9 protein-coding genes and 1 pseudogene are annotated in these 16,862 nt (G+C 66.1%); 7 read left to right on the top strand and 3 right to left on the bottom strand.

Annotation, left to right across the window (positions count from 1 at the left end; genetic code table 11):
• Positions 1–118: 118 nt before the first annotated feature.
• Positions 119–2,113, top strand: coding sequence for a hypothetical protein (locus LAO51_08775; GenBank protein MBZ5638834.1), 1,995 nt, complete (start codon positions 119–121; stop codon positions 2,111–2,113).
• 23 nt (positions 2,114–2,136) lie between these two features.
• Positions 2,137–2,679 carry a hypothetical protein gene (locus LAO51_08780; GenBank protein ID MBZ5638835.1) on the top strand — a complete coding sequence of 181 codons (543 nt, stop codon included), beginning with the start codon at positions 2,137–2,139 and terminating at the stop codon, positions 2,677–2,679.
• Positions 2,680–3,059: 380 nt separating this feature from the next.
• Here LAO51_08780 and LAO51_08785 read toward each other — a convergent pair whose 3' ends face one another.
• Positions 3,060–5,360, bottom strand: a complete 2,301-nt coding sequence (locus LAO51_08785) for a protein kinase (protein MBZ5638836.1) — start codon at positions 5,358–5,360, stop codon at positions 3,060–3,062.
• Between the two features lie 691 nt (positions 5,361–6,051).
• Here LAO51_08785 and LAO51_08790 point away from each other — a divergent pair.
• Complete coding sequence (locus LAO51_08790; protein MBZ5638837.1) at positions 6,052–6,453, top strand: hypothetical protein; 402 nt, start codon at positions 6,052–6,054, stop codon at positions 6,451–6,453.
• Between the two features lie 215 nt (positions 6,454–6,668).
• On the opposite strand, the gene LAO51_08795 is transcribed toward LAO51_08790, so the two are convergent.
• Complete coding sequence (locus tag LAO51_08795) at positions 6,669–6,971, bottom strand: tyrosine-type recombinase/integrase (protein ID MBZ5638838.1); 303 nt, start codon at positions 6,969–6,971, stop codon at positions 6,669–6,671.
• Positions 6,972–7,512: 541 nt separating this feature from the next.
• Between LAO51_08795 and LAO51_08800 the strand changes: the two genes are divergently transcribed.
• From LAO51_08800 to LAO51_08815, 4 genes and pseudogenes are all read left to right on the top strand, one after another.
• Positions 7,513–7,980 (top strand): transposase, encoded by a 468-nt coding sequence (locus LAO51_08800; GenBank protein ID MBZ5638839.1) that lies wholly within the window; start codon positions 7,513–7,515, stop codon positions 7,978–7,980.
• Positions 7,977–8,951, top strand: a pseudogene (locus LAO51_08805) (DDE-type integrase/transposase/recombinase). The gene LAO51_08800 and the pseudogene LAO51_08805 overlap by 4 nt, the downstream one beginning before the upstream one ends.
• A gap of 747 nt (positions 8,952–9,698) precedes the next feature.
• On the top strand, positions 9,699–10,895 hold the full coding sequence (locus tag LAO51_08810; protein ID MBZ5638840.1) for a serine/threonine-protein phosphatase: 1,197 nt from the start codon (positions 9,699–9,701) through the stop codon (positions 10,893–10,895).
• Positions 10,896–11,177: 282 nt separating this feature from the next.
• Entirely contained in the window at positions 11,178–14,822 is a 3,645-nt protein-coding gene (locus tag LAO51_08815) for an integrin alpha (GenBank protein MBZ5638841.1), read from the top strand.
• A 451-nt stretch (positions 14,823–15,273) separates the two neighbouring features.
• On the opposite strand, the gene LAO51_08820 is transcribed toward LAO51_08815, so the two are convergent.
• Entirely contained in the window at positions 15,274–16,614 is a 1,341-nt protein-coding gene (locus LAO51_08820; protein MBZ5638842.1) for a DDE-type integrase/transposase/recombinase, read from the bottom strand.
• Positions 16,615–16,862: the final 248 nt, after the last annotated feature.

The following is a 16,862-nucleotide window of genomic DNA, read 5'->3' on the forward strand; positions in this document are numbered from 1 at the left end:
AGAGACGGTTCGTCGCGCGGGAAGGATCCTCGCGGCTCCCTAACGAATGGGGGAGGAACGCAGGCTCCCGTCTTGCCGGTCGCGGGGTGCCAGCCCACCCGCCTTTCGGGGGATGACCATGAAAAGAGCGGCTCTTTCGCTTGCATTGTCGGTCCTATCGGTGGGGATCGCGTCCGCCCAGGCCGTACCCCCGCCGCTGATCAACTACCAGGGCGTCCTGCGTGACGCCTCGGACAAACCGCTGAACGGCACCTATGACATGGTCTATCGTTTCTTCAGCGCAGACGTAGGGGGAGACGAGATCCTAGTGGACGGCCACACCGCAGTCGGAGCGTCGCCGGTGGCGGTGAGCGGCGGGTTGTTCAACGTCCAGCTCGGGGGCGGGACCGTGACGGATGGCTCCGGTCCTGGCACGTACGCATCGCTCGCGGACGTCTTCCGCGACTTCAGCACGGTGTGGCTCTCGATCCGGGTAGGGTCAGAGACGCTGAGCCCGCGGATCCGGATCGTCGCCGCCGCGTACGCGCTGAACGCGGCGAACCTGGGCGGCAAGCCTGCGGGGAACTACCTCGATACGTCGTCGGCCTTCCAGGCGAAGTTCGGTGGTCTCCGGGTGAATACGTCCAACTCGTACACCATCGGCGTCGAGGCTTCCGGAACGGGGTCCGGGGCGATTTTTCGACAGGCGGACGGATTCACGTACGCCTACATCGCCAGCGGGGGCTACGGCATACAGGCGACCGGCTGGAACGGTGGCGGCGTCTTCGGGGACGCCTATGGCAACGGGTTCGCCTACCTCGGCTACCGCGACTACGGCATACAGGCGAGCGGCAGTTTCGCTGGCGGCGCCTTCGCGGACGCCGATAACAGCGGGGGCGCCAACGTCGGCTTCGGCGATCTGGGCATCTACGCGTGGGGCAATCAAGCCGGCGGCTACTTCGTCGCCGGGAGCAACCCGGGCTCCTATGCGTATGCGGGCAACTACGACGCTGGCACGAACTACAAGATTCGCGGAGGCGGAGCCGTCAGCTTCGTCCAGAACCACCCCGAGGAAGCGGGGCAAGTGATCGTCTACGCGGCGCCGGAGGGAGACGAAGTCGCGGTGTACACGCGCGGAACGGCGCGGCTCGCGGGGCATGAGGCGCATGTCGCCCTCGGCGAGACGTTTCGATGGGTCGCGAACCCGGATATCGGCCTGACGGCGCACCTGACTCCGCGCGGCCCGACGCCGGGGTTGTACGTCGCCTCGCTCAGCGCGAAGGACATGATAGTCCGCGAGATGGCCGGCGGAAGCGGCGACATCGCGTTCGACTACATCGTGTACGGTCTGCGGCTCGGCTTCGAACGGATGCCGAACGTTCAGACGAAGATAGACCACTCGCCTGTCGCGCGGCCGAGCGGAGTGGACGAGTACTACGCCGCGCACCCGGACCTGCCTCGGACGAACGCGCTGGCGAAGTTCGAGGCGATGCGAGCGGAAGCAGGTGTCGGCATCCCGGTGGATCTCTCCCGTTCACAGCAGCTCATCGCGGCGATCAACGCGTACCGCCCCGAGGTGGATGGGTCTCTCGAGAAGAGGCTCAAGCCGATAGAGCCGTCCGCGGGGGGGCCTGCCGCGCCGGTCCCGCCGGCGCGACGGTCGCCCGAGCCGGTGCCGGAAGCACGGCGGGCTGGTTCCGCAGCCGATGTGCCCGTGGCGGGGCTCGGGACGCTGGGGACCGCGACCACCGACCTTTTCGCCGCTACGAAGTTCCCGTTGAGCGGCACCGCCGAGGCCGGTGATGCGCTGGTCCTCGACCCGGACCGTCCGGGCTACCTCAGGAAGGCGGAATCCGCGGCCGATCCCGGCGTCGTGGGGATCGCTTCAGGGTCCTCGGCGTACGGCGAGGAAGGGCGGCTGGAGACGCCGGTGATCGGGACGGGATTCGCGCTGGTCAAGGCCGATGCGCAGTACGGCGCGATCCGTCCGGGCGACCTCCTCGTGACCTCGGCGACACCGGGCCACGCGATGAAGGCGCCCCAGGTCTTGGCCGGCGGGACGGTGATCGGCAAGTCGTTGGAGCCCCTCGAATCCGGCACCGGTCTCATCAAGGTGCTGGTGATGGCGCGATGAACCGCGAGAGAAGGAGGGGCATCATGAGACGCTCGGCGCTAGTTCTCGCAGTGGGGCTGATCGCTCTGCCTGTCCTCGCCCAGGAGAGCCCCAGCTACAAGCTCAAGGAGTCTGTCTTCAACGCGGGAGGGCATCCGAAAGACGGTGTCGTCCTGGCCTCTGCGAGCTTTCGCGTGACGCTCGACTCGGCCGGCGAGGGAGTCGTGGCGGTTGGGGTTGTCAGCGTATCGTTCCACATGGACGGGAGCTTCATGGGAGGCTACCCACCGCCAGGGGAGGTTTACGACTTCCTGTTCAGCGACAAGACCACGATGGCTTGGGACTCCGAGAAGTCCACGGGGACCTACAACGTCTACCGCGACCTGATGAGCAACCTCTCCGGGGGTGGCTTCGGCACCTGCTTCGCGCAGGGCCTGACCCAGCCCGCAGGATCGGACCCGAACACGCCGCCGGTGAACAATGGCTGGTTCTACCTGGTCACGGCCGAGAACCGGCTTCGGGAGGAGGGAACGAACGGGTTCCGCAGTTCAGGTGCCGAGCGAGGTAACCCTGCGCCTTGCCCGTAGCTGGGTCTGAGCCGACGTTCAGGCCGACCAGCTCGCCGAGCCGCAGGCCGGTGCCGAGGGCCATCGAGAAGATCGTGTGGTCGCGCAGGTTGCTGGCCGTGATCCGCAGGATCGCCTTCTGCTCGGCGGTGGTCAGGGTCGGCGGGGCAAGGTGGGGCATCAGGACCTCCCGCCATGACAGGGCCAGCGGTGGGGGAGGAAGTCAAGGAGGAATGGCAAAGTGCGACGAGTGCGTGCCGCCCCGCTAGCTCACAATTCCCATCCTTCTTCCTGCGGGTCGTAAATCGGTGATTTCTTTGGTAGCCCAGCTTGCCGACGACTACCAGGCGAGACACTGCTCAGGCCGTCGACCCACCGATGTGAGTAACGCAGCCTCACGATCACTTCCTTGCGCGATGGCTCTCAGTTTCGGCGATGATCGATTCGAACTCGGGGTCACCGCGCAGGGGTGCAAGGCCCTCATCCTCGCGGAGCCACGACGTGTTCGAGAACCCCAGTGCCACGGACCGGCGAAGGCACCTGAGAGCTTCCGACTTGTTTCCAGCCCGGGAATTGTACCGGCCCAGACAGGCCTGCCCACTCGCGTTGTCAGTCAGGCCCTCGGCCATGTGAGCCGCCTCCGCCGCCTCCGCAGAATGGCCGCTCATTAGGAGACTCGTCGCCAGCTCCGCGCAAAGCGCTTGACGGTGCAGCAATTCGCAAGCCATTCTGTTGGGCGCGACCGATTCGTCCCATCGATGAAGCTCGGACAAGATCTGGCCCACTAGCGCTTGGGTGTGGCCGTCGTGCCACGCAAGCGCCTGCGCCCGGAGCGCCCAGCTCAGTGCTTCCTCTGGACGCTTCTGACTTTTCAGGAACCTCGCGTACTCTAAAGCTACATAGTAGTCAACTGGAGCGAGGCGCTGGGCCTTCTCGAAGTCGGAACTCGCACCGTCTACGTCAGCCTCCCGCGCCCGCAAGAGCGCTCGATCTGCTAGATATCGGGACTTCAGGGATGTGCTCAGATCCTCGCGGGCACAGAGTCCGTCGTAGAGCGCTATCGCATCGTGAGTCTTCCCCTGAAACCCGAGCGCGGAAGCGCGGATGCTGGCGGCGTAAGGTGATCTCCTGTCAAGTTCTTCCAAGCCTTGCAGGGCGATCTCAAGCTGACGGAGATTCTCGTCAGTGCGCATAGCCGCGAACACGTCCAGGCAAATGAACGCGAGAAGCGCTAGGACGAGCGGCTCGGAGGGAAACTTCCTCGCGAGAGCTCTGGCTCGCTGGACAGTCTGCTCTGTAGTCTTCGAATCCAGAGCGGTCGCCAGCACCTCTGACCAGCTCGGTGATACCGCGAGCTTCGGGTTCTCGATCGGCATGCTCTCCAGCAGGTCGTACACGTGCGGCGCGGCGTAACCGAGGCGACCGAGGACATCCCGGGCTATCCCTGAGGCCAGGGAGCGAATCTCGCGCTCCGCTGCTTGGCGGGTCGCCCCCCAGAGCAGACGGTTTCGCGAGGCGTCCACTAGGCTGATCGTTACGTCGACCGCCCTCGCGCTCGTCCCGACCGTTCCTATGAGAAGGCGGCCGGCACCGAGTCCCCGTGCCCGCGACACGGCGTCTTCCTCACCTGGCCGGGCCGCCGCGGGAACTGGCAGCACCTCGAGGCCCGTAGTTTGGGCCAGCTCGTTCGCAAGCTGGCGGGCAAACACCGTTCCAAGGATCTCGCCTCCCTGCGGCCGACCATGGACGGCAAGCGGCCAGACCATGATCGTGCGGGCGCTCTCGCTTGCCGTCCGCGCCCCGGCGGCAGTGTCCCGTATCAATTCCTCCAGCGCGATCACCAGGTCTCGTGTGTCGTTGTACCGATCGTCCGGGCGCTTCCGAAGGCACCGGCGGACGATCTGATCCAGTTCAGGAGGCGACGCCGGCGCGACATTCTCCAGGGGCTCGGGCTCCGCTTCCAGGATCTTCCCGAGTGTTGCGACGGGGTCATCGCTGGCGAACGGGTGCTTCCCCGTCGCCATCTCGTACAGCATCGTCCCGAAGGAGAACACGTCCGACCGCGAGTCCAGCGGCATGCCCCTGGCTTGCTCTGGGGACATGTACGCCATGGTCCCTACGATCTTCCCCTCTGTCGTCAGGTCTCTCGGGAGCGTCGTAGTCGTAGTCGTGCCTGCATCTTCGGACGCGATGGCCGGGCGAGGCTTGGCCAGTCCGAAGTCGAGGATCTTGGCCCGGCCGTCGGGCGCGACCATCACGTTGCCGGGCTTGAGGTCCCTGTGGATCACGCCCTTCGCGTGGGCTGCCGCTAGACCTCCGACCACTTGGATGGCGATGTCGATCATCTCTCGGAAACGGAGAGGGCGGCGCTCCCGGAGCATCGCTGCGAGCGTCCGGCCTTCGACCAGTTCCATGGAAATAAACGGCGTGCCAGGCCGGAGGCGCTCAGCACCTCCGAGTGCTGCCTCCTCTCCAGGTTGGACCTCCCCGAAGTCAAAGATGACGCAAACGTTCGGGTGGTTCAGGGCAGCAGATACGCGCGCTTCTCTCAGGAATCGGGCGCGAGCATGTTCCTCTTCCCGAAGGGTCCCGGTGATGAGTTTCAGCGCGACCGATCGCTTGAGGGTCAGGTCCTCGGCGCGGTAGACCACCCCCATGCCACCTGCGCCTAGCTTCCCGAGGATCTTGTATCGGGAGAGCATCACACCCTCTCGCCGCTGCTCTCGTGACGCAAACCGCGCCAGCCGAGCCGGTGCGACTGCGTGCTAACTCGCTGTAAGCAAGAGACTAGTCTTGTGGATCGCCGGCGGTCAAGGGGGAGGGGAGGAAGGCGAACCGAGGGCCATCGAGAAGATCGTGTGATCGCGCACGTTGGCGGCCGTGAACCGCAGGATGGCCTTCTGCTCGGCGGCGGTCAGGGTCGGCGGGGCGAGGTGGAACATGGGGACCTCCACCCATGACACGGCCAGCGGTGGGGGAGGAAGTCAAGGCTCAGGCTGCCACGCGGCGTGCGCCCGACAGTCGAGAGCCGGCAGGCCCAGCGCCGTAGGTCAGCACGAGATACAGCGACATCCCGTTCACCACGGAACGTGTTCGAGGACCAATCCATGGGGCACAGGCGGCCAGCGTCTATGGCCGCCGCGGAGATCGTGGGGGTGGCACCCGAACGAACTCGAGCCTCGCTGGGGATGGGGACCCGACAACCCAGCTCAGGTTCAGTACTTCTTGATCGGGTGTCAGAGAAGCTGTGCACAACGGTATCCCAGGCAGCAGCGCAGGGTCGAATGGGTATGTGGCCCATGGATTCAGTGACCCGATGACGCAGCATCCCCGGGCGTTTATGCCGAGTAGAAGTACGCCAGCTAGCGCCTTACGGGCCGCCTCGATTCCGAAGTGCTCCTGAAGCCTCAGGAATGCCGAGCCCTCAAAGGCGGTGACGGTTTCGATCTCCGTGGCGGGCTTCCCGACGGGCACGGACAACTTGCGGCGTCCAGCAATCAATCCTTCGGCGGCCCATCGGTCCAGGACCATGTTGTGGCACCAGTGGGTGCTGCCGAGCACGACCAGGACCGAGCCGCTGCGTTCCTTGGCCTGGCGGACCTTTCGCTCGACTCGATCAAAGAGCGCTTGGGAAACATCGCCGAGAGCGCCGGCAAAATCGACCGGCTCGGGTGGGAGATCAGCGACTCGAGAGAGAGCTTCGCTCCGGAAGGCTGTCGCCTCCACCGTAAACAGCAGGGGGTGGTGATCATCGCCGCAGTCGAAGTCTGGTCCGCCGCCGTCACCTTCGCCTGACGTAACGACGTAGCGAAAGTAGCCGGCCAGCATCCACCAGGTCACCGCCTCAACCAACGCGTCGTCTCGGGCGTCCTTGAATCGCTGCCGAAAGCGTCTCGCCGCCAACGGACGACAATCGTCGAGCCAATCCGCATACTGTTGCGCTACTTCGTCTGTGGTCGGTGGGTCTATCACGCAGAGTTCCTCGGGCACTGTGGCCCCGAACCACGCCACTAGCGGCCGCAGCGGTTACGCCGCTTTATAGGCTCGGTGGCGTCTGTGGTCAAGGCGGCGCCCGACAGCCCGCCGCCGGCTCGGCCGCCCTTCGCGATCTCGGGGCGGATGCGGACGCGGACCCGGGGCGTGCCGTCCGGCGCGAACACGTCGCCGACGTCGAGCCCGACGAGTTCGGCGAGCCGCAGGCCGGTACCAAGGGCCATCGAGATTATCGTGTGGTCGCGTACGTTGGCGGCCGTGACCCGCAGGATCGTTTCCTGCTCGGCGGCGGTCAGGGTCGGCGGAGCGAGGTGGGGCATTGGGGACCTCCGCGGCCAGGGTCCCTCGGTGGGGGAGGAAGTCAAGGCGCTGGACCGCGCGGGTCGCGATCGAGCAGGGCGATAGCAATGGACAAACCCCGTCCCATTTCTTGCCAAAGCGCAAGCCGCGGTGCGCTTTTCACTTGACCACCCAGGTCCTGACTCGTACATAGGGACCGACGCAGCCGCCAGGGGGGCCTCATGGGAAAAGCCGTCGTGTGCCTCTTTTTCTTCGCGGTCTTCAAGTCTGTTGTTGCTCCACCCGTAGTCGCTCGCGAGTTCACGTTCGAGGAGCGAGTCCAGGCGTAAGAGGCAATCCAGAAGTTCCACTGGAACGGTGTATGTAGTGGACAATCACGCGGGGGTGTGCGAAACTAACCGAAAGCCGCGCGACACTCACTGAGGAGCCCGAGCAGAACCATGAATCGGTCTCTTGCATCGCAAGGTGCGTCGGCCTTTTCCCGGTGTACCCTCTGTGCCAACGTACTTGAGACACCGACCCCCTTTGAGTTTACTGTAGAGGGCGGGGAGGCTTGAGTGAATGGATTTCAGGGAAGGACTGCTCTTGGCGGGAGAAGCGGAGGGAGCCCGTAGGGCGACCGGAGCTTCTCCCGCCGGCGCGCCGGCGGGGGTACCCGATCCGTCGGTCGAGGCGAAGGCGAAGCGGCGGCGGTTCACCGCGGAGTACAAGCTGCGCATCCTGCGCGAGGTCGATCGCGCCAAGGGAGCCGGCGAGGTCGGGGCGATCCTGCGGCGCGAGGGGCTGTACTCGTCCCACCTGACGCAGTGGCGTCGCGATCGGGACCGTGTCGCGAAGGCCGGGCTCGCCGCGCGGAAGCGCGGGCCCAAGGGTCGCGTCGAGGACCCGAGGATCAAGCAGCTCGAGCGAGAGCTCTCCAAGCTCAAGAGGCGCAACCAGCGCCTGGAGGCCCTCGTCGAGATCCAAACAAAAGCGTCCGAGCTCCTGGGGATCCCCCTGAGCCCGCTCGACAGCGACGAGAGCGACTGATGACGGCCGCCGAGGAGCTCTCCCGGCTGGTCGGCACGGCGCCAGCGTGCGAGGCGCTGACCGTGAATCGGGCATCGCTGTACCGCCGGCGGAAGAGGCCGGCATCGACGCAGCGTCGTCGCCCGACTCCTTCGCGCGCCCTGACTCTCGTCGAACGCCAGACGGTTCGCGACGCCTTGCACGATCTGCGCTTCGTGGACAAGGCCCCTGCTCAGATCTACGCCACCTTGCTCGATGAGTCCGTCTACCACTGCTCGATCCGGACGATGTACCGCATCCTCGCCGCCCAGACGGAGGTCCGCGAGCGCCGCGACCAGCTTTGTCACCCGAGCTACTCGAAGCCCGAGCTGCTCGCCACGGGTCCGAACCAGGTTTGGTCGTGAGACATCACGAAGCTCCTCGGGCCGGTCAAGTGGACCTACTACTACCTGTACGTGATCCTGGATATCTTCAGCCGGTACGTCGTGGGCTGGATGCTCGCGATCCAGGAGTCCGCTCGACTCGCCAAGCGCCTGATCGCGGAGACCCTGGCGAAGCAAAAGATCCAGCGGGATCAGCTCACGATCCACGCGGATCGCGGTCCCTCGATGAAGAGCCAGGGCGTCGCAGTGCTCCTCGCCTCGTTGGGGATCACCAAGACGCACAGCCGACCCCACGTCTCGGACGACAACCCTTACTCCGAGGCCCAGTTCAAGACGATCAAGTACTGCCCGAGCTTCCCGGAACGGTTCGGCGGCTACAAGGATGGGCTCGTGTTCTGCCACGGGTTCTTCCGGTACTACAACCACGAACACCGGCACTCGGGCATCGGGCTGATGACGCCTTACGCGGTGCATCACGGGCTCGCGCCGCAGATCACCGCGGCGCGGCAAGAGACTCTCCTCGCCGCGTACGCGCGCAATCCCGAACGCTTCGTGCGGAAGCCGCCTCGACCGCCCGTTCTGCCCGAGGCGGCTTGGATCAACCCTCCGACGAAGGAAACGACGCTCCACGTTGCCCCAGGATCGCCGATCGCGACGGCGGACGATGTCTGGGTACCCCCGGATCCGGCGCCTGAGATGATCACGTCGCCGACGCCGCGGACGATCGAGGTGGTTCAGTAAATGACTGCGGTCGGTGTCTCAAAGTCGTTGACACGCTCCGTGGAGGCGTTGCACGGCAGGCGGTGAACGGCGCCAACGAAACCTGATGCGCCCTTATGGCGGTATCCGGTCGGCAGCGTTCCCGTTGAGAAGCCGGGGACCCCACAGCATGTGGTGGAAGATCTGGTCCGGGTGTAGCGCGCCAGCGAGACTTACCCGGCTTGGTAAACGCCTTCAGGGCGCCGAGACAAACACGCGGACCGACGCGCTGACGCCGAGGGCCCGAGGCGTGCGTTGTCGGCATGAACGGAGGCGGGCCTACTCCCACTTGTCCTTCTGCTTCGCCGCCTCCTTCGTCTGCCATTGCATGTTCGCGGGATCGTCAGCGCCGCGTTCCTTGAGTGGCCTGATGTGGTCTATGACGTAGCCGGGGCAGCGGGCGGTGGTCTCACCGGTCGAGGGACCAGGGTGCCAGGGGGTCGCCAGTGGTGGCGGGCGCGCACAGTCGCGGCCCGTCGCACGCGGCAACTGGGTGAGGCTCCGGTACGGCAACCCGGATTCTTCCGCTTGCTTACCGCCGTCCGAACTCCTTTCGAACTGGTCTGCCGCCTCTTCCGCGAATAGACTGAGGGGACTATGAGTAAGAACAAGCCCGGCACGGATGGGTGGAAGACGCAGGCCAAGTACTGGAAGTCGCTACCGCCGGGCGCCACAGCGCTAATACTGGGGGGCGTCTTCTGCTTGTTTGCTGCACTCGGCCTGGTCATCGGCATCATCAATGCCGAGGTGATGACGACTGGCCATGCGCTGATCCAGGCATTGCTTGCGGGAGGCTTCGCCATCGTCTGGGCCGTGGCGGGCTTTCGACGCATCATCGGGTTGATGATCGTCATATTTCCCGTGCAGTTCGTAGCGAACTTTGCCCTCAGCCACATGTTTGCCCGCGTCCCCGAGCTCACGGCTACCGTCTCCGGCCATGCGGCGTTGATGCTCCGACTTCGGGCAGAAGGCGTGCTGGCCATGGTGATGATCGTCGCTGGTTACGTTCTGGTAGTCATGTTCATCCGCAAGGAAGGACTGCGCGTGTTCGGCGCTATGACCGAGGTGCGGCTGGCAAGAGAGGTGCAACAGGCGCTGGTGCCGGCATTGTCACGCAAGATCGGGGAGTATGAGCTATTCGGAGTTTCCGTTCCCAGCGGCGAAGTTGGTGGAGACCTGGTGGACGTGATGGAGGGTTCAGCCGGCTGGACGGCCTACGTCGCTGATGTCGCTGGCCATGGCGTGTCCGCTGGAATGCTCATGGCCATGATCAAGAGCGCCGCCCGCACGCGCTCGTCCAACGGGACCCTCGCCGACCTACTTTGCAATCTCAACCGGGTGTTCTTGTCCGTGGCCGCGCCGAACGTCTTCGTGACCTTCGCCGGTATCGCCAGCGCCGGTGGTCCCGAACTCACCTTCGCGCTCGCCGGTCATCTGCCCGTTCTGCATTACAGCAAGCGCCTGGGATCGGTGGAGGAGCGGTCCGTCTCCAACTTGCCGCTGGGGATTCTGCCGAGTGCCGAGTTTGCCACCGCGTCCATCATCTGCGAACCGGGAGACATGCTGGCGATCGTGACCGACGGCCTTACGGAGACCTCCGACGAACACGCGCAGGAGCTCGGTCTGGGGCCGCTGAAGACAGCTTTCCTCGAATCCGCCGCCGCTCCCCTGGAGCAGGTCGTGGACACGCTGCGCAGAACATCTTTGAAGCAGGGAGAACAGGTGGATGATCAAACCGTGCTGCTCGTGCGCAGGGATGATCGAGCTTACGAAAACAAATGGGAGCAAGTATGAGAGTCCGTCTCCGTTCTCGAGCCGACCGGAATCGCAGCAGGCGTCCTGCCGATACTCCCACTCATCCTTCGCCTTCTCGACCTGCCCGTCTCGTCCGCTCCGCCCTCCTCCACCGCCTCGCCGTGGTCGATCACGTAGCCGGGGCAGCGGGCGGCGGTGACCGGCAAGCGGACAACCCCCATCTCATTCCTTGCAAGCCGGAAGCCGCTGACTGCTTTTAGCTTGACTACCGCGTCCTCGATGCGTACATAGGGAGCATCTACGCATCTGGGGGGCACTCCCATGCGAAACGCAAGCGTGTCTCTCATCATTGCTTTGGTCGCACCATCGCTGGTCGGGTTTGCGTCGCTGGCCGGGCGGCCGATCGACGCGGATCGGTCCGGTGACCTCGAATCGAAGAACCCGGGGAATCACGAATCGGCCGCGGGTGACGTGCCGGCCGAGTGGTGGACTTCGGTCCAGGGGAGCATTCGCGACACGGAGTACCAGATCACCTGGAAGGACGCAACCGTCTTAACGGACCTCCCTGCGGGGTGGCACGCGCCCAACCGAGCGCACAACTTCCGGACGTACTTCGCCACGCGCGGAATTCGCGTCGTCCCACGAACGGAGGAGACGCCGCCGTGGGAGTGGGGGCTGGCGCTCCGCGGCTACGGCCGGGGCGACCTGGTGCGGACGGTCGCGGAGGCGTCCGTTCGTCCGGTCGGGAACCGGATCGAGTACGCGCGGGGCCGGATCGTGGAGTGGTACGAGAACGCGCCGCGGGGACTGGAGGAGGGGTTCACGCTGGCGTCGCGCCCCGAGGAATCGTTCGGCGATGCGGTCGAAGCCTTCGAGAACACGGCTCCACCGAGAGGACCGCAGGCCGACCTTCTCGACGCGGCGCGGAGTGATCGGGCGGTCTTCGTGCAGCTCGCGCTGACGGGAACGCTCGGCCCCGCGTTCAGCACGGACGGGCAGGCGATCGACTTCCGGACGCCGGGCGGGGTGAACGTGGTGCACTTCGCGGCGCTGCGGGTGAGGGACGCGCGTGGGCGGGAGTTGCCGGCGTGGATGGAGGGGTTCGCGGCGATCGGCGCGCGGACGATCCGGATCGTGTTCGACGACACGGACGCAGCGTATCCCGTGACGATAGACCCGGTGGCAACGAGCCCCGCCTGGACGGGCGAGAGTCATCAGGCATCCGCCTACTTCGGCATCTCCGTCGCCACGGCTGGGGACGTTAACGGCGACGGCTACTCGGACGTCATCGTCGGGGCCCCATACTACGACAACGGCCAGACGAATGAAGGGCGGGCCTTCGTGTATCTCGGCTCGGCCTCGGGCCTCGCTTCCACCCCCGCCTGGACGGCCGAGAGCGACCAGGCATCCGCCTACTTCGGCTGGTCCGCCGCGACGGCGGGAGACGTCGACGAGGACGGCTACTCGGACGTCATCGTCGGGGCCTACCAGTACGACAACGGCCAGACGAATGAAGGGCGGGCCTACGTCTATCTCGGCTCGGCCTCGGGCCTCGCCTCCTCCCCCGCCTGGACTGCCGAGAGCGACCAGGCAACCGCCGGCTTCGGCTATTCCGTCGCGACGGCAGGTGACGTCAACGGGGACGGCTACTCGGACGTCATCGTCGGGGCCTTCCTTTACTCCAACGGCCAGGCCCACGAGGGGCGCGCCTCCGTCTATCTCGGCTCGCCATCGGGCCTCTCTTCCAGTCCCGCCTGGTCGGCCGAGAGCGACCAGGCGAACGCCCACTTCGGTGCGTCCGTCGCGACGGCGGGGGACGTCAACGGGGACGGCTACTCGGATGTGATCGTCGGTGCCGAACTGTACGACAACGGCCAGACGGACGAGGGGCGGGCCTACGTGTACCTCGGTTCGGCCTCGGGCCTCTCTTCCACGCCCGCCTGGGCGGCGGAGAGCAACCAGACAGCCGCCTACTTCGGCCAGTTCGTCGCGACGGCGGGGGATATCAACGGCGACGGCTACTCGGACGTCATCGTCGGGGCCCCCGGTTACGACAACGGCGAGACGGACGAGGGGCGCGCCTACGTCTATCTCGGTTCGCCATCGGGCCTCGCTTCCACCCCCGCCTGGACGGCCGAGAGCGACCAGGAAGGCGGCTACTTCGGCTGGTCCGTCGCGCTGGCGGGGGACGTCAACGGGGATGGCTACTCGGACGTCGTCGTCGGGGCCTACGAGTACGACAACGGCCAGGAGAACGAGGGGCGGGCCTACGTCTATCTCGGCTCGGCCTGGGGCCTCGCTTCCACCCCCGCCTGGACGGCCGAGGGCAACCAGACAGGCGCCGACTTTGGCTATTCCGTCGCGACGGCAGGTGACGTCAACGGGGACGGCTACTCGGACGTCATCGTCGGGGCGTTCTATTACAACAATGGCGAGACGGACGAGGGGCGGGCCTACGTCTATCTCGGCTCGCCATCGGGCCTCGCGTCCACCCCCGCCTGGCGGGCCGAGAGCAACCAGGCAAGCGCCTACTTCGGCTGGTCCGCCGCGACGGCGGGAGACGTCAACGGGGACGGCTACTCGGACGTCATCGTCGGGGCCTACCAGTACGACAATGGCGAGACGGACGAGGGGCGCGCCTACGTCTATCTCGGCTCGCCATCGGGCCTCGCTTCCACGCCCGCCTGGACGGCCGAGAGCGACCAGGCATCCGCCGGCTTCGGCTTCTCCGTCGCCACGGCGGGGGACGTCAACGGGGACGGCTACTCGGACGTCATCGTCGGGGCCCCATACTACGACAACGGCGAGGCGGAGGAGGGGCGGGCCTTCGTGTATCTCGGCTCGGCCTCGGGCCTCGCTTCCTCCCCAGCCTGGATGGCCGAGAGCGACCGAGCATTCGCCTACTTCGGCTGGTCCGCCGCAACGGCGGGGGATGTCAACGGGGACGGCTACTCGGACGTCATCGTCGGGGCCCCATACTACGACAACGGCCAGACGAATGAAGGGCGGGCCTTCGTGTATCTCGGCTCGGCCTCGGGCCTCGCTTCCACCCCCGCCTGGACGGCCGAGAGCGACATGGCCAACGCCTACTTCGGCAGCTCCGTCGCGACGGCGGGGGACGCCAACGGGGACGGCTACTCGGACGTCATCGTCGGGGCCGACAGTTACACCAACGGCCAGGCGGGAGAGGGCCGGGCCTTCGTCTACTACGGCAACGGTGGCCTCGGCCCGGCATTGCGGCCGCAGCAACGACGCTCCGATGACTCCGCGCCCATAGCGCCACTCGGCGCGTCCGACGCATTCGACAGCTTCCGCTTGGCGGCGCGCGGTCGAACCCCCTTCGGCCGAGGCAACGTCAAGCTGGAGTGGGAGGTCAAGCCGCTCGGCACTCCCTTCGACGGCACCGGCGCGCAGGCGGGCGCCTCCTGGATGGACACCGGGACCGCGGGCGCGGCGCTCGATGAGCTCGCCACGTCTCTGACACCGCAGACGCTCTATCACTGGCGTGTCCGGCTTCGTTACCACCTCGCGACGTCACCATTCCAGCACCGCAGCCGCTGGCTGACCGTCCCCTGGAACGGCTGGCAGGAGGCCGACCTGCGGACGTTGGCGCCAGCTACGCCTGCGGGCCGGGTGCCTGACGGCGCGACGGGCACTGCGCTTCAAGTGACCAGGTCGGGAGGCGCCGATATCAACCTGACCTGGGGTCCGTCGTGCCTGGCGGCGGACACCGACTACGGGATCTACGAGGGCTCGCTCGGCGCCTTCTATAGCCACACCTCACGCTTCTGCAGCACCGACGGCGCGACGACGACAACGTTCACGCCGAACGCGGGAAGCACCTACTACTTGGTCGTCCCGCGCAACGCGAGCTGGGAGGGCTCCTACGGCACGGACAGCGCCGGCGTCGAGCGGCCGCCCGCCGCGGCCGCCTGTCTACCGCAACTGATCGGGACCTGTCCATAACGCGGACGCGAAGTGCTGCGGAGGGTTCTCCGAGCGGGCGAGAGGAACCGACGCACGCGGCAGACGTGTTAGGCGAAGGTGTGCGTGGTGTGTTGCGCCAGTGAAAGTCCGCCTTTGGAAAACGCGGCAGCGATGTGATGTTCTCCGGCGAGCTCTCCGCGCGGCGCGTAATGTGGCAAGAAAGCTTGCCGATCCGCCATCCCTACTGACCCGGTGGAGTTGTGAAGTCTGAGCCGGGTGGGGTATAGGGGTCCAGCGAAAGTAGTGCTCGAAAAGCCGGACATTCGTGAGGGCAAAAGGCAGGAAAAAGGAAGGCGACGTGGCGCCCGAGCTCGCGCCACCGGGGCACAGGGAGTGGCACGCCCGGGCTGGTCGCGGGTTCCGCGGGCTTCGGTCGCGGTTCGGAGAAGACCGATCCTCGGACTGCAGGAAACTGGACGTTCGAAGTCGCCTACGCGACGCGCTTCAACGAGACGATTGGGAGATGCCGGCGACCGGCCTGATGTGCGACGTCGAGTTCGAGGAGGGCTCCGGGCCTGCTACGGACCAGCGCGCGTGGGCGCGCACACCCGGATCGACGAGGCCAGCGATCTCGCGGTTCGAAGCGGGGCTGCCTGCACGCGGGGAATCTTCCAAAGTAGATCTCGTCGGGGGTTCTGCCGACAAATCGCGAGTGCGGGCGAACTCCGTTGTACCAGTCGACGTACAGCCCGAGCTCGTGCTGGAGAGCTGCCGACCGGTACGGTACGACGTGGAGTCGACGGGTACACTCGGTCTTCACGGTTCGGATGAACCGCTCGATTACCGCGAGGCTGCCGTACTTCCCGATTGCTCCGAAGCGCTGGGCGATTCCGCGCCGTCGGCACCGCTCTTGGAACGCGGCGGCGATGAACTGCATGCCCTGATCGGTGATCAGATGCCCCGGTGGACAACCCGCCTTCTTCAAGGTGCGGTCGAGGAACCTCATGACGGCGACGGCCGTGGGCTGGCTCTTGAACACCGCAATCCCGACGACGCGCCTGGAGTAGCGGTCGATGGCCATCGCGACCCACCAGCAGAACGGCCAGCGCTGCGGAAGGGCGAGGGGCATCCACGAGGTCCGGAAGCCGAGGGACGTGGGTACCGTGGTGAAGTCGGCGTGCCAGACGTGATTGGGTCGCTTCGCGGTTACGGAGCGAGCCACGTCGATGCGGTTGGCGGTGGATTTCGGCCGATCGGGTGGACGGAGCATACGACGCACGGGCGTCGCGCCGAGATGGAGGCCAGCGCGGGCGAGGACCCGCGCGATCCGGCGCGTTCCCATGGCGGGGCACAGCGCCTTGAATCGCCTTACCAGATACCCGACGAAGTCCGGGAATCGATTCACGGGCTCGTGAACTTGAACGAGCGGGTCGGGACCTTCCTCGTCGAGCCGCGCATTCCACGTAGCGACGGAGAGCGGCGTGACGAGAAGACGTCGCGCGGTTTGGGCGAGGGACCAGCCTCGGGCGGCTCGCAGCTCGAGGATCGCGAGCCTCTCGGTCGGCGAGTAGTGCGGACGGCGCTGGGCCGGGATCCGCTCCATCCGGGCGTCCTTGATTCGCAGCTCTTCTCGGAGAAGTGCGATTTCGTTCCGGAGCCGGTCGTTCTCGGCCTTGAGCCGGACCCGGGCGTTAAAGTGGTTCTCGGCGCGGCTGCGGGTCACGGTGAAGACGACGTTGGCCATCGAGACGGCGTGGATCGCCGCGGAACGAACACGCTGGGACCAGCCCTTCGGAAGAGGGACGTCGGGTTCGAGGGGTTGGGCGCGCACCGGAGCCTCCAGTAGAAGAGGACGTGCAACCGGTTACGATAAGCGCTTGGAGGGTAACCGCTTACGAGGGAGGATGCGGACCCCGAGCATCGCCGGACCATCACACCCCACAACCCTGTTGCGCAAGTACACGTATAAGTGTACATTGACGCTATGAAGCCCAGGGAGCTGGAGCGTCGGCTCCGCGATCTGGGTTGGACGCTGCAGCGCCACGGAGGCAAGCACGACGTGTGGGTCAGCGCCAACGG

It is taken from the genome of Terriglobia bacterium (assembly GCA_020073205.1).
GTDB lineage: Bacteria > Acidobacteriota > Polarisedimenticolia > Polarisedimenticolales > JAIQFR01 > JAIQFR01.